The following is a 23479-nucleotide window of genomic DNA, read 5'->3' as shown; positions in this document are numbered from 1 at the left end:
GGGCATTTCATCTCAGTGGATTCACGTTGCCGCGGCACCTTACCCACGTCTTCCACGCGCAACTCCACAACCTCTGTACCGCCCATGAACAAACGCGCTTGGCCTTTGATGCTTCTCCTTTCTCTCTTTGGAGCGAATGCCGGTGCAAGTAGCCTGCCAGAGTCGCACGAAGGCGTTCGATACGAGGCGCATACCGATATCGAAGGCTTTCGTCTTGTTGCTCGAGGACGCCCGGGCCAGAGCCCGCAAGCGCTCTCCAACGCACTCGAAGCGCGAGCGAGAGCAATTTGCGCAGATTCGAAGCCGATCTCTCAACCTAAAGAGACCGAGTACGAATATCTAGAGGGCGGAACGAAATTCTTGATGCCCGCAGGCGGGGCCTTCATTCCGCTCACCACGTACAGCAATGTACGCATGGCGCCGTCGTCGAATGCTGTATTCACTTGCACCCAGACCGTTGCAGTAGCGCCCACTGCTGGGTTGCGAGTGGTCATTGAGAACCAACTGGGCGAAACCATTGCATACATAGATCAGGGCTTCGCGTCGTTCAATCGAGAACGCCTCGATGTTTTGATTGGCGGAGCGCCGATGGCTCGCGTCATTAGAGACGCCGTAGTCGAAGCACTAGCGGCTCGTGGGTACGCGACGGAAGTCTTGGATACCCCAAATCTCACGGCGGGCCGGATCGTTGTCGCAAAAGCTTCGGTGCCACAAGAGCAGTTTGACGGTGTCGCCATGCTGACAAAGATAGGTCTACTTGGCATTCAGAACCTGAGTGCCGCCTTCTGCAGTATCCAGGTTGCGGTCAATGCCTCCGGTGGAAATAAGCCACTAGCGACAGGTGGTGTCAGCACGCGGCAGATGCTGCCGGCCATCTACTCAAGCTGGAAGAAAGACATGGCAGAAGGGCCGAGCCCCAGCACGCACGAGAAAACCTCCGCATTGCTCGCAAGAACGTTGGCCACCAACGTCAAGGCTGCTATTCACGCACTCCCTGCAAGCGCAATCCAGTCGCTACTTGCACCGAATGCCCAGTAAGCGTGGTTCGTTGGGTTAAACGCAATGAACCAATAAATCCATGCCTGGAGCGTTGAAGGAGGGGCATCCGCTGCAGCCGTTGGTTCAGCGATATGCGCCTCGCATGCATTTCAGACCCGATGGCGATGGCATGGCCGCACAGTCCGCCGCTTCTTGACCTGGAGTCTTCGCATGAAGCCAATCACTGTGCTTGCCGCCTTGCTCGCTGCCTCGTTCACTGCCTCGGCCGTCGAGCTGACAGCCGTCGATGGCGGCACCTTCGTCGTGCTGGATAGGCAGCAAAAACTGACGCAGATGTACTACCGCCTGTCGCTGAAGGACGGCAAGTGGCTGATGGGGGGCAAGCAGCCCGGCTCGCCCTGGACCGATATCAGCTGCGACGCAGGCTGCGAGTACCGCCCTTCGACCGATGCGGAGGTGCAGGCCCATGTGCCAACTGCATGGCGCGAGCGGGCCGAGTTCGCCTGCATCCGCAACGTCGCCCAGGCGTTCTGCCGCTACAGCGCCAAGGGCAACACCGCCGGGGCGCCGAACTACGTGGTCATCGCGTTGGTCACAGGGCAGCCCATCCCGTTGTTCGTGCGGCGAGTCTCGGCCGAGTGATGTGCATCTTCACGTCGGCCGGCGCCGCAGTTCGGATGGCCGGGCCTGCATAGTTGCCGCGACTCGAATCACCTGAACCGAGAGAACGCCGACCATGCCTGCCCTGGAGTCCTCGCCGCCCATCCTGGCCGAAGCCGGGGCGCAACAGCGCTGGTTTGCGCCGCTGCGTGCGTTGGTGTCCGCGCAGCGTGCGGGGTCGCTGACCCGGCATTGCCTGCTGGCCTGGCCCGTCGCGCTGCTGCCCAGCCTGGCGCTGGTGAGCCTGGTGTACGGCCTGCTTCAGTGGCTGGGCATCGACTCGTCGACGTTCGAGCCTCCGCCGCGCCGGCTGACGATGGGGCAGGTCTTCAGTGCCGTGGTCTTCGCACCGCTGGTTGAGACGCTGGTGCTGGGCGGTGGGTTGTGGCTGCTGTCCCGCCTGTCGCACCGGCCCCTGTTCGTGGCCGCCGCGTCCAGCGTGCTGTGGGGCTGCTTGCACGGGGCCTCCGGGCTGATCTGGTTCTTCGGCACCTTCTGGAGCTTCTACATCTTCAGCTGCAGCTACCTGGCCTGGCGGCCGGCGTCGTGGTGGCGGGCCTATGCCGTTGCGGCCGTGCCGCACGCGCTGATCAATCTGACCGCGATGGGGTTGCTGGCGCTGCAGCCCTGAGCTCGGTAGGTTGGGGTGACAACCCCAACATCGATTGATCCGCTGAACGTTGGGGTTCGCCAGCTCACCCCAACCTACGCTGCTGTCGCTGCAGCCCTGAGCATCAGCGCGGTAGGCATTGGCGGTAGGTCGTGGTGATGCAAAGTTGCGAGCAGATCAATAGTTAGAACGCTCCAAATGCGCATCGCCTTCTTCGCCGCGCTCATGCTTTTCTGCGAGCTTGTACATGCGGGCTATGACTTGCACATCACACGCAAGGCGCATTGGGCCGATGCCGATGGCCCCACGATATCCATCGTGGAGTGGCGCGAGTACGTGAAGCGGGACTCTCAGGTGGCCCGAGATTCAAACAATACAGAGCTTGATTTCGTGGTTTCCATACCTGGTGAGTCGTTTCCGATCTGGTTTGACCCGAAGCGCGGCGAGCTAGTGACGAAGAATCCCTCGGAACGAGCGGTGGTGAAGCTGATTGAAATTGCCAAGGCGTTGCGCGCTAGGGTGCAAGGCGACGACGGGGAGCTTTACCCAAGCGAGCGCCAAGACCAGTCGCTCAAGCCGAGCGCCGCGAATGCCTCATCGCGCTTGTCGCACTTCCTCAAAACCTCACCACCCAACTCGCATTGATCGCCCTGAGCGTATTCCGCCTTGTGCTGCTGCCGGCCGAGAAGCCGTCCACGTCTTCGACCGCGCTGGCCACCACGCTGTCGGGCGCCAGCAGGTTGGTCAGGCCCACGCGCAGCTGCGAGAAGCGGTCGACCTTCCAGGCGGCGAAGGCGTCGAGCGTGCGTTGCGCGCTGCGTTGCGCGACCTGGCGGTCGGTCTGGTTGGTGGCGTAGCCGGGCTGCAGGATCAGGCTGGCGCCCACGGTCCAGCCGCTGTCGCGGATGCGCCAGTCGAAGCCCATATTGGACAGCCACGGCGGCTGTGCCTCCAGCCGGTTGTCGGGGCCGTCCACCTGTTCGACCTGCGAGCGGTAGAGGTTGAACGCCGCGCGCAGGTTGACGCCGCTGTCCTTGTCGAACAGCGCCGGCAGCCATTCCTCGCCGCGGCCCTTGATCTCGAACTCCAGCCCGCGCGTCGTGGCCTGGCCGATGTTCATGGGCCGTGAGACCCAGCGCGGCATGTTGGTGATGTCCGGCGCCATGCCCGTCTCCAGCCGGATGCCGCGGCGGATCAGGTCGTCGATCTGGCGGTAGAACATGCCGATGCTGAGCACGCCGCCGCTGGCCGGGTAGTGCTCGAAGCGCAGGTCGAAGCCGGTGCTCAGCTCGGGCTGCAGCTGCGGGTTGCCGGCCGAGTCGGCGGCGATGGGCGTGTTGGTCTCGGTGCGTTCGTAGTTGCCGTTCAGCACGTAGCGGCTGACCAGCGCCGACAGGTCCGGCAGCTTGAAGCTGCGCGTGACGCTGGCGCGGATCTGGTCGCGGCCCTTGGGGTCGAACTTGTAGTTGATGTGCAGCGTCGGCGCGACGACGCGGTTCTGGTTGTCGATGGCGTTGGTGCCGTTGTCGCCGCGCGTGCGCACCTGCTCCAGGCGCAGGCCCGGCTGCAGACCCCATTGCGGGCTGAGCGCCCAGTCGTCCTGGATGAAGACGGCCACGCGACCAATGCGCGCGGCAAAGGGCACGCCGGTGGCGCTGTCGATGCGCTCGATGCCGGCGTCCCAGACGCGGCGCAGCTCGTCGCGTTCGCGCGTCTCCATGTCCCAGCCGGTGACGATCGTGTGATCCTCGGCCACGGGCTGGGTCCAGCGGCCGCCCAGCGCCACGCGCTCCTCGCCGAAGTCGGTCTGCGTCTCGCGCGTCACCAGCAGCCGGCCGTCGGCGCGGTAGCTGTCGTAGTGCAGGCTGCTGTCGCGCGTGGTGTCCTGCCAGGTGCCGCGCAACTCGATCTTGCCGCCGTCTTCCTGCTTGTGGATCCAGTTGGCCGCGGCGCGGAGAACGTTGCCGGCGTTCTCAGATTGCGATTCGTCGCGGGCCGTCTGCCACGGCGTGCCCAGCAGCGCCACGATGCGCCTGTCGCTGGCGTTGCGCCCCTGCGTGTGCTGCCAGAACGCGCTGAGGTTGAGCGTGTCCCAGTCGGTGAACTTCCACTGCAGCCGCGGCGCGATCTGGGCGCTGCTGCTGCGGCCCTGGTCGCGGCCGTCAATGGCCTGCGATTGCACCTCGCCGGCCGGCGTGCGCGACAGGCGCACCTGCTCGTACGCCGTGGCCCAAGCCGAGCGCGTCACGTTCATGGGCACGACGAAAGACAGCGCGCCGATGCGGTCGCCCCACTGGAAGGCGGTGCTGCCACCGGGCTGCAGCGCGCGGTAGTTCAGGTTGCTGCGCCATTCGCGCTGCAGCGTGCGCGGCGGTTCGCGCAGCACGACGTTGATGGTGCCCGCCACGCCGGGATACTCGGCGGTGGCGCCGGCGACGACCTCGATGCGCTCCACGTCGCCCGGTGCCAGCGTGTCCAGCGAGAAGCCCGGCGGCGCCGGCTCGCCGTTGATGAGGATCTGCGTGTAGCCGCCGCCCAGGCCGCGCAGCCGCGGCGCGCCGCCGTCCATCGAAACACCCGGCAGGCGCTTGAGCACGTCGGTCACGTCGATGTCGCCCTGCCGGTCCAGCTCCTCGCGGCCGTAGATGGACATCGCGATGGACTGGCGCCGGCGCAGGCCGTCGTCGGTCTCGGCGGCGGCGGTGATCTGCACGCGGTCCAGCGCGTTGGGCGGCGTGGCCTCAGCCGGCTTGGCAGGCGCTGAGGCTGCAGCCGCCGCAGCGGCGGGCACCGATGCCGCGGGCTGGGGAGCCTGTGGCGTCTGCGCCGGGCTGTTCAGGGCGCCCAGCAGCAAGGCCAGGGCAAGGAGGGGGCGGTGGAACTTCATGCCGGCTCGGGCACGGCTTGCCGGGGCGGGCAAGGCGGGCCGCAGCGTCTCGCGGGTCAAGGGGAGCGCGAACTGTAAGAGCCGGCGCCTCGTTGCGGCGCTGGTTTCAGCGAAGCATGACGGCCTGTTCGATGGGGGCCGCCTGCACGCCCGCCGTGCGGCATGGCCTACGGTTATGCCCACCACCGAACTTGGCATCGGCGCCGCGCCGGCCCAGCGGCCAACGCGGTGCTCAGGGTCAGGGCTTGACGCGCAGGATCTTGCCGTCGCCTTCCAGCACCAGGTACAACAGGCCGTCCGGGCCTTCGCGCACATCGCGCATGCGGCCGGTGTCGGGGAACAGCTTCTCCTGCTCCACGACGCGGTTGTCGGCCCCCAGCTTGACGCGCTCCAGATGGCCGAACTTCAGCGAGCCGATGAAGAAGCTGCCTTGCCAGGCGGCGCCGTACTTGGCGCTCTTCAGATTCACCAGGCCGGCGGGCGCGATGGACGGCACCCACTTCACGTTGGGCTGCTCCATGCCGGCCTTGGCCGCGATGCCGTCGCCGATCTTGCCGCCGCCGTAGTTCTCGCCGTAGGTGATGACGGGCCAGCCGTAGTTCAGCTTCGGGCGGATGAGGTTCAGCTCGTCGCCACCCTGCGGGCCGTGCTCGTGCTCCCACAGCTGGCCCTTGGCGTCCAGCGTCAGGCCCTGCGAGTTGCGATGGCCCAGGCTCCAGATCTCGGGCAGCGCGCCGGCGGTGGCGACGAACGGGTTGTCGGCCGGCACGCTGCCGTCCTTGCCCACGCGCACGATCTTGCCGAAGTGGTTGTCCAGCGTCTGCGCCTGGGCCATGCCCTTGTAGCGCTCGCCCAGGCTCAGGAACAGCTTGCCGTCCGGCGCCTCGACGATGCGGCAGCCGAAGTGCAGCTTGCTCTCCATGCGCGGCTTCTGGCTGAAGATGACCTTCGCGTCGGTCAGCCGGCGGTTGTCGGCGCTGAGCTTGGCGCTGGCCAGCACCGTGGTGTTGGTCTTGTCGGCGGCGGGCTCGGCGTAGCAGAAGTAGATCGTGCGGTTGCGCGCGAAGTCGCTGTCGGTGATGACGTCCAGCAGGCCGCCCTGGCCCACCGCATCGACGGCCGGCACGCCCTGGATGGGCGCGCTCGGCTTGGCGCCCGGCTTGGCGGTGCGCATCGTGCCGTCGCGCTCGGTGACGAGCAGCTGGCCGTCCGGCAGGAAGGCCACGGCCCACGGGGTCTTGAGGCCTTCGACGACCGTTTCCAGGGACGGGGCGGCGTGGGCGATGCTGAAGCCCAGCAGGGCGAGGGGAAGGAGGCGCTTGCTCATAGAACGGCTCGTGGCGGCATGAACGGGGCGCGCATCATCGCAGCCCACGCGCAGCGGCGTGCGCGCAGGCCTTTTCTTCAGGCCAGGCGCATGACGATCAGCAGGCCGTTCACTGGCTCGTCGCCTTCCTTGCGGATGACGCTTTGCGTGGCGCTCTCCACGCTGAAGCCGTGCGCCGCGGCGAGGCGCTGCAGATAGGCCAGCGAATGCGCGTAGCGGCGCCGCGAGTTCAGCTCGAAGTCCACGCCGTCAGCGGCCTCCACCGAGAACGCGAACAGCCCGCCCGGCCGCAGCGCGGCGGCGGTGGCGGCGAACACGGCATCCAGGTCGCCGATGTAGACGAACACGTCGGCTGCGACGGCGATGTCGAAGCGCGCGGGCGGCCCGGCCAGCGCGGCGGTGAGGTCGGCGTGCAGCAGCTCGTCGTACAGGCCCAGCGCCTGCGCGCGGGCCAGCATCTGGCTGGACAGGTCCACGCCAATCAGCCGGCGCGCCAGCGGGCGCAGCAGCGGGCCGCACAGGCCGGTGCCGCAGCCCAGGTCGATGATGTCGCTGCCGGCCTGGGGCTGCGCGCGCTGCAGCTCGGCCAGCAACAGCTCCGGCGTGCGGTAGGCCAGCTTGCCGACCAGGTGCTGGTCGAAGTTCTGCGAGTAGCTGTCGAACAGCTCCTCCACGTAGCGCGGCGGCGCGGTGGGCGGCGCCGGCTCGTCGCCCAGCGCCGCCAGCGCGTAGCGGATCTGCTCCACGTCCATGCCCAGCGGCAGTGCCTGGCGGAAGGCCTGGATCGCATCGCCTCGGCGGTGCAGCGTCAGCAAGGCCTCGGCGCGGCCGATCAGAGCCTCGGGGTAGTCGGGCTTCAGCGCAAGGGCCGCATCGAAGCTGGCGAGCGCCTCCTCGGGGCGCTCCAGCGCGCGCAGGCTGGTGCCGCGGTTGCGCAAGGCCTTGGCGTCGTCGGGCCTCAGGGCCAGCGCGCGCTCGAAGGTCTGGATGGCCTCCAGGTGCCGGCCCAGGTTGCCCAGCACATTGCCCATGTTGGTCAGCGCGGGGGCGCTGTCGGGGCGCTGCGCGAGCGCGCGGGTCAGCAGCTGGTGGGCTTCGTCGAAGCGGTTGGTCTGGCCGGCAATGACGCCCAGCAGGTGCAGGGCGTCGAAATGCGTGGGTGCCGTGCGCAGGATGCGCCGGTAGCGCTTCTCGGCCTCGTCCAGGCGGCCCTGCTGGTGCAGGGCCAGGCCGCGCTGGAACTCGTCGTTGGCGCTAGTCATCCCAAAGACTGCTGAACAGCACCAGGCCCACGCTGAGCAGGTCCACGCCCAGCACGCCGGCGTTTGGCGAGGTGAACGCCAGGCGCGGGTCCTCACGCTGCGCCCGCGAGCGCTCCTTCTCCATCGCGACGACGGCGTCGGCCACATCGCTGGGGCTGCCCCAGGAGGGCCGCGCGGGCGCATGGGCATAGGTCTGCAGCGCCTTCTCGACGGCCTGCGGGTCCAGCAGCGACAGCGCGGTGCGGCAGTGCGAGCAGGCGTCTTCCTTGCGCAGGTCCACCGGCGCGCCACAGGCGCTGCAGTGGATGCTGCCGACCTTCTTCGCGATGTCGGCGATCTCGGGCTTGGTGAGTTGACGCACGAAGCCCTTCTCGATCATGAAGGACGAGAAGCTGCTGAAGCGGCCGTGCCGGCTGGGGCAGCGATGCGTGATGTAGCGCCCGCTCTTCACGAGATCGAAGCCCTGCACCAACCCGCCGCGGCACTCGGCGCAGCGCAGCCGCGCGGCCAGCGGCGTGCGGGGTGCATCGTGGTGGCGGTGCATCTCCTTGAACATCGTCGCGATGGCCTGCGGCGCGAGCTTCAGGTTCTCCATCTCGTCGAACCAGAGCCCGTGGCAGCCGAAGCAGAAGTCGATCTCGACCTCGCCGCCGTACTGCGCCGGCAGCGCATGGATCTCCATGCGGTCGCCGCAGGAGGGGCAGGAGCGGGAGGCGGGCGTGGGCATGGGTGGATGGTAGTGGGCTGACTGCCAATCGAGGGATGTCGGTTTGGGCGGCAGGCTGCTGGAATGCGCGTCTTTCCGACTCCCTCACACCCGCATGCATCGTTTTTCCTCCCCGATTGCCGTCGCTCTGCTCGCGGCGCTGGCACTGCCCGCCGCCGCCGCGCCGGTGCTCGAACTCAAGCCCGGGCTGTGGGCCCATGAAAGCGAGGCCTGGATCAACGGCCAGTCAGTCACGGCGGCGCTGAAGGGCGCGCGTGAGCGCATCCGCGCCAAGCTGAACGATGCGCAGAAGCGCGAGTTCGACGCCGAGCAGGGCGACAACAAGCGCAGTTGCCTGGCGCCGCAGCAGGCGCGCATCGATCTGTCGCGCTACCTGGAATCGGTGCTGAACAACGCCGGTGATCACTGGCGCTGCGAGGTGAAGGCCGACCAACTGGACAGCAGCTCCTCAGCCGGCAGCTACGCCTGCCGTACCGACGGTGGCGGGCGCTTGAAGGGCCGCTTCACGGCCAGCTACGGTCCTACGCAGTACAAGCTGGAGCTCAACGGCCGCGGCAACGCGATCAATGGCGACACCGGCGAGGCGCTGGGCGGCGACATGGACCAGCGCATGCTGTCAACCGGGCGCTGGCTGGGTGGGTCCTGCTGAGGCGCTGATGGAGCGGCGCGCACGCGCCGCCGCTCAACCTTCCAGCCGCTGCTGAAAGACCAGGCCCGCGTGCTCGCGCAGCGCGTGGAACTGGATGCGCGGCCAGTTCTCCTGCATCGCACGCAACTCGCCGGCGTACTCCAGCAGCACGGTGGGCGCGTTGACGGCGTCCCAGGCCACGCGGTGCGCGTTGTGGTCGATGAAGCGGCGCAGCTCCTTCTCGCCGCTGCCGGGCTGGCCTTCGGCGTCTTCGCAGGTGACCCAGCGCGCGACGTTGTAGCGCGCCGGCATCACACGGGCCTTGCAGCCGTACTCGTGCTCCAGCCGGTGCGCGACGACCTCGAACTGCAGCTGGCCCACGGCGCCCAGCAGCAGCACGCTGCCGGCCTCGGGGCGGAACACCTGGATCGCACCTTCCTCGCCCAGCTGGCGCAGGCCCTCGCGCAGCTGCTTGGTGCGCAGCGGGTCGGCCACTTCCACCGAGCGGAACATTTCCGGCGCGAAGAAGGGCAGGCCGGTGTACTGCAGCGCCTCGCCTTCGGTGATGGTGTCGCCCAGTTGCAGCACGCCGTGGTTGGGGATGCCGATGATGTCGCCGGCAAAGGCCTCGTCCAGCAGTTCGCGGCGCTGCGACAGGAAGCTCACCACCGTGTTGGGGCGCAGTTCCTTGCCTGAGCGCACGACCTTGAGCCGCATGCCGCGCTCGAAGTGGCCGGACGCCACGCGCACGAACGCGATGCGGTCGCGGTGGGCCGGGTCCATGTTGGCCTGGATCTTGAACACGACGCCGGTGAACTTGGGCTCCTCCGGCTTCACGGTGCGCTGCATGGCCTGGCGCGAGTCCGGCGCGGGAGCCAGCTCCACCAGCGCGTCCAGCACCTCCTGCACGCCGAAGTTGTTGACGGCCGAGCCGAAGAACATCGGCGTCTGCTTGCCGGTCAGGAAGTCGTCCAGCGCGAACTCGGGCGCGGCCTCGCGCACCAGCTCGATCTCACCGGAGGCGTTGTCGTACTGCATGCCGAAGCGCTCGGCATAGGCCGGATTGCTCAGGCCTTCCAGCACCTCCTCGGTGCCGGCCGCGCGGTCCTCACCGGGGGCGAACACACGCATGCGTTCCTGGCGCAGGTCCATCACGCCGTGGAACTGCTTGCCCATGCCCACCGGCCAGGTGAAGGGCACGACCGTCATGCCCAGCTCCTGCTCGATCTCGTCCATCAGCGCCAGCGGGTCTTTCACCTCGCGGTCCATCTTGTTGACGAAGGTCAGGATGGGCGTGTTGCGGGCGCGGCAGACCTGCAGCAGGCGGCGCGTCTGCGGCTCCACGCCGTTGGCGGCGTCGATGACCATCAGCGCTGCGTCCACGGCGGTCAGCACGCGGTAGGTGTCTTCGGAGAAGTCCTGGTGGCCCGGCGTATCCAGCAGGTTGATGACGCAGTCGCGGTACTCCATCTGCATGACGGACGACGCCACCGAGATGCCGCGCTGCTTTTCGATCTCCATCCAGTCCGACGTCGCATGCCTTGTCGCCTTGCGCGCCTTCACGGAGCCGGCGATCTGGATGGCGCCGGAGAACAGCAGCAGCTTCTCCGTCAGCGTGGTCTTGCCGGCGTCGGGGTGGCTGATGATGGCGAAGGTGCGGCGGCGGCGGACTTCCGTCTCGATGCGGCTGGCGGTGGATTCGGACATGGAGTTCTGGGGTCGGACTGACCCGGGATTATCCGTGCCGGCCTTGGCGCCCCCTCCGCAAACCCCGACAAACGCATCCGAGCGTGGCTTCTGTCGCAACGCAGGCCGCGAGGCCCGCGTCGCCAACCACACAAGGGCGGCCGGCGCAGGCAAAGTTGGTGGTTTCGCTGCCGAGGAGGAGTCGCCATGCTGTCCCGCTTCAAGTCCCTTCGCGCGCAACTGGTCGCGCTGGCCGTCGTGTCCATGCTGCTGGGCCTGCTGGCGTTGGCCGTGGCCAACTACATGACCGCGCGCGGCCAGGTGCTGAGCGAGCTGCAGCAGAGCACGCAAGGGCTGGCCCAGGCGCAGGCACAGGCGATCTCGGACTGGGCCGCCTCCAAGGTGGCGGTGGTCAAGTCGACGATGCCGGTGGCCGCGGTGCCGGCGGAGCAGGCGGTCAGCTACCTGGTGCAGGCGCGCGAGTCCGGCGGCTTCGACAACAGCTACGTGGCGTTCGCCGACAAGCGCATCCTGTTCAATGCGCCGCAGACGCTGCCCGAGGGCTACGACCCCACCGGCCGGCCCTGGTATCTGCAGGCTGCAGGCGCCGGCGGCCCGGTGCTGACCTCGCCCTACAAGGACGCCGCCACGCAGCGCATGGTGGTCACCTTCGCCGTCGCGGTGAAGCAGGGCGGCAACACGACGGCCGTGGCCGCGGGCGACGTGTTCCTGGACAACGTGGTCAACATCGTCAAGTCCATCCGGCCCACGCCGGCCAGCTTCGCCTTCCTGACCGACAAGGACGGCAACTTCATCGCCCACCCCGACCTCAAGCGCGGCGGCACGCCGGCGAAGGACGCGGTGCCCGGCCTGACCGCCGAGCGGCTGCGCCAGCTGGCAGCGGCGGCCCGGCTGGAACCGGCAGACATCGACGGCACGGCCCACGAGCTGCTGGCCACGCAGGTGAAGGGCACGGACTGGGTGCTGGTCATCGCGCTGAACAAGTCCGAGGCGCTGGCGGGCCTGCGCGGGCTGGCGGCCAGCTCGCTGGTGGCGGCCGTCGTCGTGCTGGTGGCGGGCGGCATGGTGATGGGCACGCTGGTGGCACGGCGGCTGCGCCGGCTGGCCCAGCTCAACGAGGCGCTGCAGGACATCGCCTCCGGCGACGGCGACCTGACGCGGCGCGTCAGCGCGGCCGGCGAGGACGAGCTGTCCGAGATCGCGACCAGCTTCAACACCTTCGTCGAGAAGCTCAATCGCGTGCTGCGCGAGATCCGCGACGGCAGCGAGTCGGTGCGCACCGCGTCGCAGGAGATCGCGCTGGGCAACCAGGACCTCTCCGCCCGCACCGAGCAGACCGCCAGCAGCCTGGAACAGACCTCCAGCTCCGCCGAACAGCTGACCGACACCGTCAAGCTCAACGCGCAGCGCGCCGCGCAGGCCAACCAGTTCGTCGTCGCGACGGCCGAGGTGGCGCAGCGCGGCGGCGACGTGGTGTCGCGCGTCGTCACGACGATGCAGGACATCAGCAGCAGCTCCAGCCGCATCGCCGACATCATCGGCACCATCGACGGCATTGCCTTCCAGACCAACATCCTGGCGCTGAACGCGGCCGTGGAAGCGGCGCGTGCCGGCGAACAGGGCCGCGGCTTCGCCGTCGTGGCCAGCGAGGTGCGCTCGCTGGCGGGCCGCAGCGCCGACGCGGCCAAGGAGATCAAGACGCTGATCTCGGCGTCGGTGGAGCGCGTGGACAGCGGTTCGCGCCTGGTCGCCGAGGCCGGCGAGACGATGAACCAGATCGTCACCTCGGTGAACCAGGTGACGGGGCTGATGCAGGAGATCGCCGCGGCCAGCAGCGAGCAGAGCGGCAGCATCGCCGAGGTGGGCACCGCGGTGTCGCACCTGGACCAGCTGACGCAGCAGAACGCGGCGCTCGTGGAGGAGTCGGCCGCGGCGGCCGAGGCGCTGAAGCAGCAGGCCGAGCGGCTGGCGGCGGCGGTGGGGGCGTTCCGGCTGGAGCGCTGAGCGGTATCCTCGGTCAGCGCAGCAGCGGCAGCGCGTCCAGCCGCCGGTCGATGTCGGCCAGCATGCGGCGGTAGGGCGGCGCATCCAGGCCGCCGTAGGTCGCGAGGAACTCCTTGCGGCCGAGAAACTCCGGCAGGTCGGCCACGTCGGGCATGAAGTCGCTCTCGCGCGCGCCGCGCGCCAGCCGCTGCTGCAATGCCTGCGGGTCGCGCCGTGCCAGCAGCCCCAGGCGCGCGCCGGCGCGGTCGGCGGCGATGTCGTTGAAGCTGAAGCCGCTGCCTTGGCGCAGGTCCACCGTTTCCTTGTAGACGCCGATAGCGTCGGCCAACGGCCCGCCACCCTCCAGCGCCAGCGCGGCGGAGATCAGGAAGTGCTGGGCGAAGTCCTCGCGGCCGGCCAGTGTCATCGTCAGGTGGGGCGGCTGGGGCGCGGCCTGGATGGCCGGCACCAGGTCGGACATGCGCCGGCCTATGGCCTGCAGCGCCAGCGTCAGCAGCGCCGCACGGTTCTCGGCGACCGCATCGCCGCCAACGCTGCGCTGGCTGGCGAGCGTGAACAGCGGCGGCAGCAGGTTCGCCAGCGGCAGGCCCGTGCTGCCGCCCGCCGAGACGTGGGCCTGCATTGCGCCGGACAGGGCCTGGGCATAGGCGGTCAGGCGCGCCTGCTCCGCGGGCGGCAGCAGCGTGCCGAGCAGCCGCTGCAGGCCGTCATCACCCCACTCGTAGACCACCTCGACGCGGGCCGGCGTCAGGCGCACGCGCCGCACCATGTCCAGCGCCAGCGCGCCCTCGGGGGTGGCATTCAGCCGCGCGGCCAGGGCTGGCAGCAGCCGTTCGGCCAGCCAGGCGGGCACCGGCAGCCGGCCCACCCGCAGGTCGGCGATGGCGGGCAGCCCCGGGGTCTCGTGCAGCGTGGCGGCGATGTTCAGCCAGGCCGCGACGGGGCTGTGCGGCACGGGCAGGCTGGCCTGCAGCCGCGCGCTGCCGCCGGCCAGCATCAGCTGCGCCGACCCGCCCGGCGCGACGCGGCGGACCAGCTGGTCCAGCATCAGGTTGGCCTCTCGCTCAGAGGCGATCAGCGTGCGAAACGGGCCGAACGCCGGCCGGCGTGGGTCGTTGCGGTGCAGGAAATCGCGCGCCCGTGCGACGTCCGCCGCCGACACCGCGGTCGGCTCCGGCCAGCGGGGTGACTGCTGCACGGCCAGTGTCAGCGCCAACAGGGCGGCTGCGGCGAGCGCCAGGGTCAGCCAGACGATGCCTTTCAGGCCCATCCGCAGCGCCGCGCGCAGGCGGCCGGGGCGGCGCTGGGCGTCGCTCACTCTTCCAGCAGGCCGCGCAGCATCCAGGCCGTTTGTTGGCTGCGCCGACAGACGGCTCGCGCTGTCGCGCGGGGCCGCTTCTCGGCCCACTGGCTACTCCTCCAGCAAGCTCCGGAGCATCCAGGCCGTCTGTTCATGCACCGTGATGCGCTGCGTCAGCAGGTCGGCCGTGGGCTCGTCGCTGGCCTTCTCGACGACGGGGAACAGCGCGCGCGCGGTGCGCGCCACGGCCTCGTGGCCCTCCTTCAGGATGCGCACCATCTCCAGCGCCTTGGGCGGCTTGGCCGGCGCGTCGGGCAGGCCACTGAGCTTGGCGAACTGGCCGTAGCTGCCGGGCGCCGCATGGCCCAGCGAGCGGATGCGCTCGGCCACCGGGTCCACCGCGTTCCACAGCTCGGTGTACTGGGCCATGAACATCGCGTGCAGGCTGTTGAACATCGGGCCCGTGACGTTCCAGTGGAAGTTGTGCGTGGTCAGGTACAGCGTGTAGGTCTCGGCCAACAGCTTGGACAGGCCGGCGGCGATGGCGGCGCGGTCCTTCTCATTGATGCCGATGCTGATGCCGGCGTTGACGGCGGGGGCGGACTTCTTGGGCATGGGGGGCTCCGGATGGGGATGTGCAGAGCCTAACGGATGCATCGTGACCGCACATACCCCGAAAGAAAGTCCCGCGCCCGGAAAAAGCAAAGCCACCCGAAGGTGGCTTTGCTGAAGGCGCGAGGCGATCAGGCGCGGCGCTTGCGGCGCGAGGCACCCAGCAGCGCCAGGCTCAGGCCGGCCAGCGCGAAGCTGCCTGGTTCCGGCACGGTGGCCATGGCCGCGGCGATGAAGTCGCGGTGGATGCTGACGGGCACGAAGCCGTTGAATTCGCCGAAGCTGCTGTTGAGTTTGTTGTCCACGTCGCCCCAGGTGTCGCCGAAGGTCAGGCCGAACGACGTGACCGACGCCACCAGGTCGCCGATGAACTCGGGGCCGCCCGAGTCGCCGCCGGCGCTGGAGACTTCATCGGCGCCGAGGCCGGTGTTGCAGTACTTGCCGCTGGGCGCGATGCCGAAGCCGAAGACGGCGATGTTGCAGCTGAGATCGTTGGCGCCTCTGCCGTTGTCGAAGTCGGCCAGGTAGGTGTATTCGATCTGGCTGGCGGGTTCGCCCAGCACGTCGTCCCAGAAGCCGCCGAAGTCGGCATCGCCCAGGCGGAAGTCGTAGCGGTTGTCGCCCTGGCGGAGCCGGCCCGTGCGCGCATCCACGCCGGCGCTGCCGCCGACGGTCGAGCGGCCGCCGTAGCCGGCGATGTTGTACTCCAGGCCGGTCAGGTCGCTACCGCCGTACAGGCCGTGCGTCTTCACGCTGGAGTCCACGAAGGCGTCCAGCGTCAGCACGGCGATGTCGTTCTGGTCGATGACATGGCCGGTGTAGGCCGAATGCACGTAGTAGTTGCTTACGCCGTAGCTGAAGGTCGGCGCGGCCCAGGTGACGTTGTCGGGGTCGGTGCCGGTGTAGAAGTGCACCGTGGTGTTCACCGGGCGGGCTGCAGTGCCGTCGCTGACGCAGTGCGCTGCGGTCAGGATGGAACGCTGGTTGGACATCAGCGTGCCGGAGCAGATGAAGGCGTCGCCGTTGGCGTATTCCGTGATGATGGTGGCCACGCCGCTGTACTGCGAGCGGGGCGCGAAGTAGCGCGGATCGCCGCCGCCGGCCGTGGGGGCCGTTGCCGTGGGTGTCACGCCCACGATGGTGCTGCTGGCGGTCCACGACGTGCTGCCGAAGCTGCCCGAGACCGATTTGAGGCTGGCGTGTGCGCTGCCGGCGGCCAGCATGGCGATGGCCAGTGCTGCGAAAGTCTTCGTCACGGAAATACTCCCTGGTTTGAGTTCGTTGCCGCCGGTCCGCGCGGTGGCGCGTTGGGGGGGCAGCAAGGTTGCGGGTACGAGGGCGCGACTATCGGTGGTGTTTGCGCCCGCGTAGAACCTCACTCCCATGTTCCAGGGGGAGGGTTTTGCCTCAGCTCAAACGAGTGACACCGTTCAGTTCGCAGGCATAGATCGCGTTGCGAAGCGCAGCGATCGCCTCATAGCGTGTGAAGCTGCGCCGCCAGGCCAGCACCACGCGGCGCGTGGGCACGGGGTCGCTGAACGGCACGAAGCGCAGGTGCGGGGTCTTCTCGCGCGGCACTGACAGTCGTGGCACCACGGTCACGCCCATGCCGGACGCGACCATGTGCTTGATGGTCTCCAGCGACGAGCCCTCGAAGCTGCGGCGTATGCCCTCGGCGTCGCTGGAGAAGCGCGCGAACTCGGGGCAGACCTCCAGCACATGGTCGCGGAAGCAATGGCCCGTGCCCAGCAGCAGCATGGTCTCGCGCTTGAGCTCCTCGGCGCTGATGGTGGCGCGGTCGGCCAGCGGGTGCGACGCCGGCAGCGCGACGACGAAGGGTTCGTCGTAAAGATCGGCCGTGGCCAGGCCCGTGTCGGGGAAGGGCTCGGCCATGATGGCGCAGTCCAGCTCGCCGGTGCGCAGCATCTCCAGCAGCTTCACGGTGAAGTTCTCCTGCAGCATCAGTGGCATCTGCGGGTACTTCTCTATCGTGTGGCGCACCAATTCGGGCAGCAGATAGGGACCGATCGTGTAGATGATGCCCAGCCGCAGCGCGCCGGCCAGCGGGTCCTTGCCGCGCTTGGCGATCTCCTTGATGGCGCCGGCCTGGTCCAGCACCGACTGTGCCTGGCGCACGATCTCCTCGCCCAACGGCGTCACGGACACCTCGCTGCCACCGCGCTCGAAGATCTTCAGATCCAGCTCCTCCTCCAGCTTCTTGATGGCGACCGACAGCGTCGGCTGCGACACGAAGCAGGCCTCGGCCGCACGACCGAAATGGCGCTCGCGGGCGACGGCGACGATGTAGCGCAACTCGGTCAGGGTCATGGCTGGGGGACGGCTTCAGGGAACGGACCCGAACGCTACACTGCCGCCGCCCCACGAGGGTCTTCAGGGTTTATACGGAGAACCGCATGACTGAACGCAAGCTCATGACGCTGCCGCGCCTCGCGCAGATGCATGCCGGCGGCGAGAAGATCGCGATGCTGACCTGTTACGACGCGGCCTTCGCCAGCCTGCTGGACGAGGCGGGCGTGGACATCCTGCTGATCGGTGATTCGCTGGGCAATGTGCTGCAGGGCCGTGGCTCCACGGCCCCCGTCAGCCTGGACGACATGCTGTACCACACGACCTGCGTGCGCCGCGGCGTGAAGTACGCGTTCGTCATCGCGGACCTGCCGTTCGACAGCTATCACGTCAGCAAGGAAGAGGCGTGGAAGAGCGCCGCCGCGCTGGTCAAGGCCGGCGCCCACATGGTCAAGCTGGAAGGCGGTGGCTGGACGACCGAGACGGTGCGCTTCATCAGCGAGCGAGGCATCCCGGTCTGCGTGCACCTGGGCTTCACGCCGCAGACGGTCACGGCGTTGGGCGGCTTCAAGGTGCAGGGCCGCGACGAGGAAAGCGCGGCGCGCATCAAGCGCGAATCGCAGCAGGCGGTGGAGGCCGGCGCGGCCATGCTGCTGTACGAGATGGTGCCGGCCGCACTGGCCGCCGACATCACGGCCGCGTCGCCGGTGCCGGTCATCGGCATCGGCGCGGGCGTGGGCACGTCGGGCCAGGTGCTGGTGCTGCACGACATGCTGAACATCACGCCGGGCCGCAAGCCCCGCTTCGTCAAGGACTTCATGACCGGCAAGGACTCGGTGCTGGCGGGAGTGAAGGGCTATGTGGACGAGGTGAAGGCCGGCAGCTTTCCGGTCAACGAGGTCCACGGGTTCTGAGCATGCGCGTCATCCACACGATCAACGAGCTGCGCGACGCGCTCGCCATCCACCGCGAGCGCGGCTTCGTGCCCACCATGGGCAACCTGCACGACGGCCATCTGCAGCTCGTCAAGCAGGCACGCGAGCTGGTCGGCCCGGCGGGTGCGGTGGTCGCCAGCATCTTCGTGAACCGGCTGCAGTTCGCGCCGCACGAGGACTTCGACACTTACCCGCGCACGCTGGCGCGGGACTGCGAGCTGCTGGAAGGCGCCGGTTGCGACATCGTGTTCGCGCCCAGCGAGAAAGAGCTGTACCCCGAGCCGCAGGGCTACAAGGTGACGCCGCCTCCTGAGCTGGCCGACATCCTGGAAGGCCACTTCCGCCCCGGCTTCTTCACGGGTGTCTGCACCGTCGTGCACAAGCTGTTCAACATCGTGCAGCCCACGCTGGCCGTGTTCGGCAAGAAGGACTACCAGCAGCTGATGGTGCTGCGCCGCATGACGGCGCAGATGGCGCTGCCGATCGAGATCTACGGCGGCGAGACGCGCCGCAGCCCGGAAGGCCTGGCGCTGTCGTCGCGCAACGGCTATCTGAGCGAGGCCGAGAAGGCCGAGGCGCTGCGGCTGTCACGCACGCTGAAGGCGCTGATCGCGCGCTGGCAGGCCGGGGAGCGCGAACTTGCGGTTATGGAAGCCGACGCCATGCAATCGCTGCGTGACGCCGGTTGGTTGCCGGATTACGTCACACTCCGGGTCCGCCACGACCTCAGTGGCGCCGTGGACGGCCAGCCCCTGGTGGCGCTGGCCGCCGCCAGACTTGGCACGACCCGTTTGATCGACAACCTTGAAGTTTGAGATGACCCCGAATCGACTCCCCCGCCGCGCGCTGTTGGCGCTGGCCACGACCCTTGCTCTGACCGCTTGCGGCGGTGGTGGCGGCAGCAGCGGTGGCAGCACGCCCACGCCGACCCCGGTCCCGCCCGTCACGCTGACCGTCACGCACAAGGTGCGCCTGACCACCAACAAAGGCGTCATCGAACTGGGCCTGGATCGCACCCATGCGCCCATCACGGTGGACAACTTCCTGAAGTACGTGAACGACGGCTTCTATACGAACACGCTGTTCCACCGCGTCATCGCCAACTTCGTCATCCAGGGCGGTGGCATGACCCGCAACGCGGCTGGCGCCATCGTGGACAAGGCAGCGACCTACCCGCCCATCCTGCTGGAAAGCAAGAACGGCCTGTCCAATGTGCGTGGCACCATTGCGATGGCACGCACGGCCGTGACCGACAGCGCCACCAGCCAGTTCTTCATCAACACGGTGGACAACTCCTCGGTACTGAACTACGGCAGCGCAGCCAACCCCGACGGCTATGCCGTGTTCGGCCAAGTGACGCTTGGACTCGACGTGGTGGACGCGATCCGCGCCGTAAACACGAATGCGTCGGACATGCCGCTGGTCGACGTCGTCGTCACTGAAGCCAAGGTCATTGCCCTCTAGTAACCAACTGCGACGACGTGTCAGCGGCACCCGCCTCTGACACGTTGGGCAGGCCCTGCCACATCCCGGGTGCTGCCATGCTGCGTCGCGTCGCCGTTCTGCTGTCCGTCCTGAGCCTCGCCGCCTGCGGCGGCGGCGGCTATGTCGAGATCGGCGGCGGTGGAGGCGGAGGCGGCGGCGGGTCCAACCCGCGCCCCAACCCCAACCCGAATCCGCCCACGCTGTCGTGCAGCGCGGCCGGCCTGGCGGCGTCCGCCGCCAGCCAGTGGGGCACCGTCTGCATGCTGACCAGCAGCGGCGAGATCGTCGTCGAGCTGTACGACAGCTATGCGCCGCAGACGGTCGCCAACTTCTACAAATACGTCGCCGCCGGTTTCTACTCGAACACGCTGATCCACCGCGTGGACCGCGACTTCGTCGTGCAGGGCGGCGGCTACCGCAGCGGCATGATCGAGAAGCAGCCGCTGTACGCGCCCATCAAGCTGGAGAGCAACAACAACCTCTCCAACCTGCGCGGCACCATCGCGATGGCCCGCCGCAGCGACGCCGACTCGGCCACCAGCCAGTTCTTCTTCAATGTGGTGGACAACACGGGCCTGGACTACCAGAGCGCCAGCAACCCGGGCTATGCCGTGTTCGGCCGCATCATCTCGGGCCTGAACACGCTGGACGCGATCAACATCGTGCCGGTCTACCGCTACAGCTCCACCGACCTGCAGCCGCAGACGGAAGTGCTGGTGTACTGGGCGCAGCGGCTGAAGTAGCCGCCGCCCACCCCGCCGTTTCGCCATTCGTCCGCCCGGCCCGCCGCTGGTCATCCGGCAGCGGGTTACAGGGAAGATCATCGGCAACATGCGCTCCATCACAACCTGGATGGAGACCAGCATGTCCTCACGCAAGCGTTCCTGGATGGGCCTTTTCGGTGCCGCCGTGGCCATTTTGACGGCACTCTACGTCGGCCGCAGCGAGGCCGCGCCCGCCGAGTTCCGCGACCTGCGCGTCGAGGTCGTGGGCCAGGGCAAGCCGGTGTTGATGATCCCCGGCCTGAACAGTGCCGCCAGCGTCTGGACCGAGACCTGCGCCGCGTTGCAGCCCGGCGTGCAATGCCACCTCGTGCAGCTGCCCGGCTTCGCCGGCGCGCCGGCGGTGACGACCGAGCACTTCAACACCGCGATGCGCGACCGCCTGCTGGCCTACCTGGACGACCGCAAGCTGGACAAGCCCGTCGTCATCGGCCACAGCCTGGGCGGCACGCTGGCGCTGCAGATGGCGGCCGAGAAGCCTGGCCGCATCGAGCGACTGGTCATCGTCGACTCGCTGCCCTTCCTGGGCGGCCTGCGCGGCATGACGCCCGAGGCCGCGCGCGGCATGGCCGCCGGCATGCGCCAGCAGATGCTGGGCGCCAGCAAGGAACAGTGGGAGGCGGGCACCCGCCAGGGCGCGGCCGGCATGACCCGCAGCCCCGCCCATCTCGAGCGTGTCGTCGCCTGGAGCCTGGCCAGCGACCGCGCCACGACGGCGCAGGCCATGTCCGAGCTGTGGGGCGAGGACCTGCGCCCGCTGCTGCCCAGGATCACCGCGCCGACGCTGGTGCTGGGCGCCTGGGCCGCGTTCGAGCCCATGGGCTCCACGCTGGACAGCACGAAGAAAATCTTCGAGACCCAGTACGCTGGCCTGAACGGCGCCAAGGTCAGCATGAGCCAGCGCGGCTACCACTTCCTCATGTGGGACGATGCCGACTGGCTGGTCGGCGAGGTCAAGGGCTTCCTGGCGGCCCGATAAGAAGGTCAAACCCGACAGGGCGGGAGGAGCATGGACACGCGCAAGCGGGCGGTGGTGCAGGCGCTGCTGTGGGCCGGCTACGTCGGCATCTCGCTGGTCATGGTGGCGAGCTTCCAGCGGCTGACCGGTTCGCTGGCCTTCGTGATGGTCTGCGTGGGCGCCGGCCTGTGGGCGGCCAGCGAGGGACTGCGGGCGTTGGCGCTGCGCCGCGGCTGGCTGGAGCTGCCGCCCCGCGCGCTGCTGCTGCGGCTGCTGTTGCTGCCGCCGCTGCTGGCCTTCTCGCTGCAATGCCTGCTGCTGCTCGTCAACCGCGTGGGCCTGGCGCTGGGGCTGCTGGAGTTCCCCGCCAACATGCCGCACAGCGGCCTCATGATCCTGAGCTACACGGTCAACACCAGCATCCTGCTGTGGCTGTGGGCGGCGGTGTGGGTGGGCCTCCAGATGATCAACCGCTGGCGCCTGGGCGAGATCGCCAAGTGGCAGGCCGAGGCCGCCGCCCGCGCGCTGGAGCTGCAGGTGCTGCGGGCCCAGATCAACCCGCACTTCCTGTTCAACGCGCTGAACAACCTGCGCGCCCTCATCAACGAAGACCCGGTCCGCGCCCGCGAGATGCTGAGCCGGCTGTCCAACACGCTGCGCCACACGCTGCAGCACAGCGCCAAGGAGCGCGTGCCGCTGGCCGACGAACTGGCCGTCGTGCGCGACTACGTGGCGCTGGAGCAACTGCACCACGAGGAGCGGCTGCGCGTGGACTGGCAGGTCGACCCCGCGACCGCCGGTGCCAGCGTGCCACCCATGCTGCTGCAGCTGCTGGTGGAGAACGCGATCAAGCACGGTATTGCGCGCACGCCCGGCGGCGGCGTGGTGGACATCCGCGTCGCCCGCGACGGCGACAAGCTGTCCGTGGCCGTGGGGAACCCGGGCCAGTGGAAGCCGGGCAGCAGCGCCGACGGCACGGGCCTGGGCCTGGCCAACCTGCGCGAGCGCCTGACGCGCGCCGGCGGCGAGGGCGCGGGCTGCCGCATCGAGGCGGCGGACGGCCGTGTGCAGGTCAGTGTGGAGATGATGGCGGCATGAGGATCTACATCGTCGAGGACTCGCGCCTCGCCCGCCAGGAGCTGCGCACGCTGCTGGCCGCCATTCCCGACGCCGACATCGTCGGCGAGGCCGCCGAGCTGCTGCCCGCGCGCGAGGCCATAGACCAGCTGCAGCCCGACCTGCTGCTGCTGGACGTGGAGCTGCCCGGCGCCACGGGCTTCGACCTGCTGGACCAGATCGAGCACCTGCCGCTGGTCGTCTTCACCACCGCCTACGACCAGCACGCATTGGCGGCCTTCGATCGCAACGCGCTGGACTACCTGCTCAAGCCCATTGAGCCCGAGCGGCTGGAGGCGGCGCTGGCCAAGGTGCGCGAGCGGCTGCGGCCCGCACCGGCCACGATGGTTCAGACGACGCCGGCGACATCGATCAAAGGCGCCGACGACATGGTCTTTCTGCGCGATGGCGAGCGCTGCTGGTTCGTGCGGCTGGGCGACATCGCCGGCTTCGAGAGCTGCGGCAACTACGCGCAGGCCTGGTTCGACGGACAGCGCCCGCTGATCAACCGCACGCTGACCAGCCTGGAGGAGAAGCTGGACTCGCAGCTGTTCTTCCGCGCCAGCCGCAGCCACCTGATCAACCTGCGCTGGATCCAGGCCATCGCGCCGTCCAGCAGCGACGGCTACCGCGTGACGCTGCGCGACGGCCACCAGGTGGAGGTGTCGCGCCGCCAGGCCAAGCTGCTGCGAGAAAAGCTGGAGTTGTAGGAAGCGCTGAACAAGCCCCTCGCGCGCAGCGCATCCCTGCCTTGGGCGGTCTGCTGCGTTGCAAATGCTCGCCATGGCCCGCCAGGGCTGCGCTTTGCGCCTTGCCGCCCATCCCAAATCAGGGCGCGCTGCATCGCGGGAACTTATTCAACGCTTCCGTCAGCGTGCAGCCTGTCCAAGGCGTTGTGCAGTTCGTCGCACGACGGCTGACTGTTCATCGCACATCCCCGACGATGCGACGCATCTCAACACCTGACCCCAAGGAACTCGAACATGAACCGCATCGCCACCTTCACCGTCGCCCTGGCCGCCGCCGTCGCCCTGAGCGCCTGCGTCTTCGCGCCGCCGGTGCACACGTCCACCGACAGCGCCTCCATCCAGAAGATGAGCGATCAGGCCCTGGCCACCTGCGGTGCCGGCAACGTCAAGGAAGTGAACGCCAAGAGCTTTACCTGCAAGTGAG

The 23479-nt window shown here is 68.6% G+C and carries 23 protein-coding genes; 14 read left to right on the top strand and 9 right to left on the bottom strand.

Going from position 1 to position 23479, the window contains the following annotated elements; genetic code table 11:
• Positions 1 to 84 precede the first annotated feature (84 nt).
• From J2X21_RS22615 to J2X21_RS22600, 4 genes are all read left to right on the top strand, one after another.
• On the top strand, positions 85 to 1038 hold the full coding sequence (locus J2X21_RS22615; RefSeq protein WP_310332380.1) for a hypothetical protein: 954 nt from the start codon (positions 85 to 87) through the stop codon (positions 1036 to 1038).
• 171 nt (positions 1039 to 1209) lie between these two features.
• The gene (locus J2X21_RS22610) at positions 1210 to 1641 is read left to right on the top strand and encodes a hypothetical protein (protein ID WP_310332379.1); all 432 of its coding nucleotides are present in this window, start codon (positions 1210 to 1212) and stop codon (positions 1639 to 1641) included.
• A 94-nt stretch (positions 1642 to 1735) separates the two neighbouring features.
• Positions 1736 to 2290, top strand: coding sequence for a hypothetical protein (locus tag J2X21_RS22605; RefSeq protein ID WP_310332378.1), 555 nt, complete (start codon positions 1736 to 1738; stop codon positions 2288 to 2290).
• Between the two features lie 177 nt (positions 2291 to 2467).
• The gene (locus tag J2X21_RS22600; protein ID WP_310332377.1) at positions 2468 to 2914 is read left to right on the top strand and encodes a hypothetical protein; all 447 of its coding nucleotides are present in this window, start codon (positions 2468 to 2470) and stop codon (positions 2912 to 2914) included.
• Here J2X21_RS22600 and J2X21_RS22595 read toward each other — a convergent pair.
• The 4 genes from J2X21_RS22595 to J2X21_RS22580 all read right to left on the bottom strand — a co-directional run bounded on the left by J2X21_RS22595 (position 2886) and on the right by J2X21_RS22580 (position 8472).
• A complete protein-coding gene (locus J2X21_RS22595) occupies positions 2886 to 5156 on the bottom strand; it encodes a TonB-dependent receptor plug domain-containing protein (protein WP_310332376.1) in 2271 nt (756 codons plus the stop codon). The genes J2X21_RS22600 and J2X21_RS22595 overlap by 29 nt on opposite strands.
• A 238-nt stretch (positions 5157 to 5394) precedes the next feature.
• Entirely contained in the window at positions 5395 to 6483 is a 1089-nt protein-coding gene (locus tag J2X21_RS22590) for a PQQ-dependent sugar dehydrogenase (RefSeq protein WP_310332375.1), read from the bottom strand.
• Positions 6484 to 6560: 77 nt separating this feature from the next.
• Positions 6561 to 7745 carry a tetratricopeptide repeat protein gene (locus J2X21_RS22585; protein ID WP_310332374.1) on the bottom strand — a complete coding sequence of 395 codons (1185 nt, stop codon included), beginning with the start codon at positions 7743 to 7745 and terminating at the stop codon, positions 6561 to 6563.
• Positions 7738 to 8472, bottom strand: a complete 735-nt coding sequence (locus J2X21_RS22580; protein WP_310332373.1) for a TFIIB-type zinc ribbon-containing protein — start codon at positions 8470 to 8472, stop codon at positions 7738 to 7740. The genes J2X21_RS22585 and J2X21_RS22580 overlap by 8 nt, the downstream gene beginning before the upstream one ends.
• Positions 8473 to 8566: 94 nt before the next feature.
• On the opposite strand from J2X21_RS22580, the gene J2X21_RS22575 reads away from it, so the two are divergent.
• Positions 8567 to 9121 carry a DUF3617 domain-containing protein gene (locus J2X21_RS22575; RefSeq protein ID WP_310332372.1) on the top strand — a complete coding sequence of 185 codons (555 nt, stop codon included), beginning with the start codon at positions 8567 to 8569 and terminating at the stop codon, positions 9119 to 9121.
• 33 nt (positions 9122 to 9154) lie between these two features.
• Here J2X21_RS22575 and J2X21_RS22570 read toward each other — a convergent pair whose 3' ends face one another.
• Positions 9155 to 10807: a peptide chain release factor 3 gene (locus tag J2X21_RS22570; protein ID WP_310332371.1), complete on the bottom strand. Its 1653-nt coding sequence runs from the start codon at positions 10805 to 10807 to the stop codon at positions 9155 to 9157.
• Between the two features lie 186 nt (positions 10808 to 10993).
• Between J2X21_RS22570 and J2X21_RS22565 the strand changes: the two genes are divergently transcribed.
• Positions 10994 to 12811: a methyl-accepting chemotaxis protein gene (locus J2X21_RS22565; RefSeq protein WP_310332370.1), complete on the top strand. Its 1818-nt coding sequence runs from the start codon at positions 10994 to 10996 to the stop codon at positions 12809 to 12811.
• A 13-nt stretch (positions 12812 to 12824) separates the two neighbouring features.
• Here J2X21_RS22565 and J2X21_RS22560 read toward each other — a convergent pair whose 3' ends face one another.
• From J2X21_RS22560 to J2X21_RS22545, 4 genes are all read right to left on the bottom strand, one after another.
• On the bottom strand, positions 12825 to 14129 hold the full coding sequence (locus J2X21_RS22560; RefSeq protein ID WP_310332369.1) for a hypothetical protein: 1305 nt from the start codon (positions 14127 to 14129) through the stop codon (positions 12825 to 12827).
• A gap of 93 nt (positions 14130 to 14222) precedes the next feature.
• Positions 14223 to 14726, bottom strand: coding sequence for a Dps family protein (locus J2X21_RS22555; RefSeq protein WP_310332368.1), 504 nt, complete (start codon positions 14724 to 14726; stop codon positions 14223 to 14225).
• 128 nt (positions 14727 to 14854) lie between these two features.
• Positions 14855 to 15979, bottom strand: a complete 1125-nt coding sequence (locus J2X21_RS22550) for a trypsin-like serine protease (RefSeq protein ID WP_310332367.1) — start codon at positions 15977 to 15979, stop codon at positions 14855 to 14857.
• 151 nt (positions 15980 to 16130) lie between these two features.
• Positions 16131 to 17051 (bottom strand): hydrogen peroxide-inducible genes activator, encoded by a 921-nt coding sequence (locus J2X21_RS22545; RefSeq protein ID WP_310332366.1) that lies wholly within the window; start codon positions 17049 to 17051, stop codon positions 16131 to 16133.
• Between the two features lie 86 nt (positions 17052 to 17137).
• On the opposite strand from J2X21_RS22545, the gene panB reads away from it, so the two are divergent.
• From panB to J2X21_RS22505, 8 genes are all read left to right on the top strand, one after another.
• Positions 17138 to 17944 (top strand): 3-methyl-2-oxobutanoate hydroxymethyltransferase, encoded by an 807-nt coding sequence (gene panB / locus J2X21_RS22540; RefSeq protein WP_310332365.1) that lies wholly within the window; start codon positions 17138 to 17140, stop codon positions 17942 to 17944.
• Positions 17945 to 17946: 2 nt separating this feature from the next.
• Positions 17947 to 18780 (top strand): pantoate--beta-alanine ligase, encoded by an 834-nt coding sequence (gene panC, locus J2X21_RS22535; RefSeq protein ID WP_310332364.1) that lies wholly within the window; start codon positions 17947 to 17949, stop codon positions 18778 to 18780.
• Between the two features lies 1 nt (position 18781).
• Positions 18782 to 19429, top strand: a complete 648-nt coding sequence (locus J2X21_RS22530) for a peptidylprolyl isomerase (protein WP_404667318.1) — start codon at positions 18782 to 18784, stop codon at positions 19427 to 19429.
• A 77-nt stretch (positions 19430 to 19506) separates the two neighbouring features.
• The gene (locus J2X21_RS22525) at positions 19507 to 20193 is read left to right on the top strand and encodes a peptidylprolyl isomerase (protein WP_310332363.1); all 687 of its coding nucleotides are present in this window, start codon (positions 19507 to 19509) and stop codon (positions 20191 to 20193) included.
• A 121-nt stretch (positions 20194 to 20314) separates the two neighbouring features.
• Positions 20315 to 21211, top strand: a complete 897-nt coding sequence (locus tag J2X21_RS22520) for an alpha/beta fold hydrolase (RefSeq protein WP_310332362.1) — start codon at positions 20315 to 20317, stop codon at positions 21209 to 21211.
• Positions 21212 to 21241: 30 nt separating this feature from the next.
• The gene (locus J2X21_RS22515) at positions 21242 to 22288 is read left to right on the top strand and encodes a sensor histidine kinase (protein ID WP_310332361.1); all 1047 of its coding nucleotides are present in this window, start codon (positions 21242 to 21244) and stop codon (positions 22286 to 22288) included.
• Positions 22285 to 23016, top strand: a complete 732-nt coding sequence (locus J2X21_RS22510) for a LytR/AlgR family response regulator transcription factor (protein ID WP_310332360.1) — start codon at positions 22285 to 22287, stop codon at positions 23014 to 23016. Before J2X21_RS22515 ends, J2X21_RS22510 begins: the two co-directional genes overlap by 4 nt.
• Before the next feature lie 273 nt (positions 23017 to 23289).
• Entirely contained in the window at positions 23290 to 23478 is a 189-nt protein-coding gene (locus tag J2X21_RS22505; protein ID WP_310332359.1) for a hypothetical protein, read from the top strand.
• Position 23479 lies beyond the last annotated feature (1 nt).

The sequence above is a fragment of the Roseateles asaccharophilus genome (assembly GCF_031458115.1).
In the GTDB taxonomy this organism is placed as follows: Bacteria; Pseudomonadota; Gammaproteobacteria; order Burkholderiales; family Burkholderiaceae_C; genus Pelomonas; species Pelomonas asaccharophilus_A.
This window is presented reverse-complemented; position numbering and strand designations above follow the sequence as displayed.